The organism is Pectobacterium versatile (genome assembly GCF_020166435.1).
Taxonomy (GTDB): domain Bacteria; phylum Pseudomonadota; class Gammaproteobacteria; order Enterobacterales; family Enterobacteriaceae; genus Pectobacterium; species Pectobacterium versatile.
The window spans coordinates 1-1,156 of the sequence record NZ_JAINZP010000062.1 but is presented as its reverse complement, the minus strand read 5'-3'; the positions used below and the strand labels follow the sequence as shown (position 1 = coordinate 1,156).

3 protein-coding genes are annotated in these 1,156 nt (G+C 40.0%); 1 reads left to right on the top strand and 2 read right to left on the bottom strand.

Annotated elements, in window-relative coordinates:
• The first annotated feature begins 29 nt into the window (after positions 1 to 29).
• Complete coding sequence (locus K7X24_RS21910; protein WP_411961361.1) at positions 30 to 167, top strand: SymE family type I addiction module toxin; 138 nt, start codon at positions 30 to 32, stop codon at positions 165 to 167.
• A gap of 47 nt (positions 168 to 214) precedes the next feature.
• On the opposite strand, the gene K7X24_RS21905 is transcribed toward K7X24_RS21910, so the two are convergent.
• Both K7X24_RS21905 and K7X24_RS21900 read right to left on the bottom strand, forming a co-directional pair.
• Complete coding sequence (locus K7X24_RS21905; RefSeq protein WP_224558275.1) at positions 215 to 616, bottom strand: DUF6911 family protein; 402 nt, start codon at positions 614 to 616, stop codon at positions 215 to 217.
• Positions 616 to 1,156 (bottom strand): deaminase (locus K7X24_RS21900; protein ID WP_224558274.1); only part of this gene is annotated, 541 nt, incomplete at its 5' end. The genes K7X24_RS21905 and K7X24_RS21900, both read right to left, overlap by 1 nt.

Below are 1,156 nucleotides of genomic sequence, written 5' to 3'. Positions count from 1 at the left end.
GGTGCCATCGCCACGCAGACCGCAACGATATGACGCGTTATTACAGCCGCAGCCCCAGCCTGCACCTTCAGGGCAACTGGCTGGAAGCCGCAGGATTTGGGACAGATACCCCGGTGATTGTCGCCGTTGAACACGGTCAACTGGTGATACGTATTGTGGCTGAATGACAGACAAAAAAATCCCGGCCTGTTTGAGAGACCGCGGTTTTAAAAAGTCAACCTAATAATTCCCTACTAACATCACCAGTTTCATAAAACTCTTTAAACGCTTCTATAACCTGAGAAAATTCTTTAACTGTTGATACTTCTGAATATGATTCGCCAAGTATTGATATAAAACCCCTAGACTCAGATTGATTATAAAACGTTCTGACATCTACATCATCATCCATACTTGTTTCAAGTAATATCATGTAAATTCCACTATCAGAATATAATGTCATTTTATAAGGGCTATGGTTATCCTCTTGATCATTATCAAGAACCAATATTCCATTGTGGTTTTTCAACACACCTAGATAATTCATTATTTGAACTACTGATGGCTGTACTATTAAAGGTAGTTGCACACGCCTACCATAGTCTAAATAATATCCGCCCAGCTCAAAATTTATCATTACCTATTGATTTCCTTTATTGATTTCATGCCAGATTCCCATACATAAGTTTTAGGTAACCCTGTTTTATCATCAACGGCATTTATCGTGACCGATTTTGCCCCGGAAGCTTGAGCTGCGGCGGCTATATCGCCTCTGCAATAACTACAAACGTCTTTGCCCGCTACATTAATAGTCAGATTAGCATCTTGAGTTTTACCTGCATTATAAGCTTGTTGTATAACACCTATTTCAGCATGAGCATTAGCCATACTACTGTTTGGTAGAGGTAAGTTGTTTGTTTTTCCCTTATCTATCAAGCTTTGTTCTTTCGAAGCTATTCTGTCTGCTATCAGTGTAGGTTCATTTTTATTTGCCTGCTCTGCCGGTCTTGCCGTTTGATTTGTATCTTTAAATTTTTGACCATTTGCTTCCAGTTCTGCTGTCACTGTAGGCTTTATTCCTACATTTTCTTTCACTGTGGAATTTTTGCCAGTTAAAGAACCCTCAACCGCTTTTCCGGAACCAATACCGGCAATACCACCAATGATATACATCGCA

Bases quoted from the DNA above. Each gene is read 5' to 3' on its own strand.
- K7X24_RS21910 (WP_411961361.1), top strand. From the start codon at position 30: ATGACGCGTTATTACAGCCGCAGCCCCAGCCTGCACCTTCAGGGCAAC.
- K7X24_RS21905 (WP_224558275.1), bottom strand. From the start codon at position 616: ATGATAAATTTTGAGCTGGGCGGATATTATTTAGACTATGGTAGGCGT.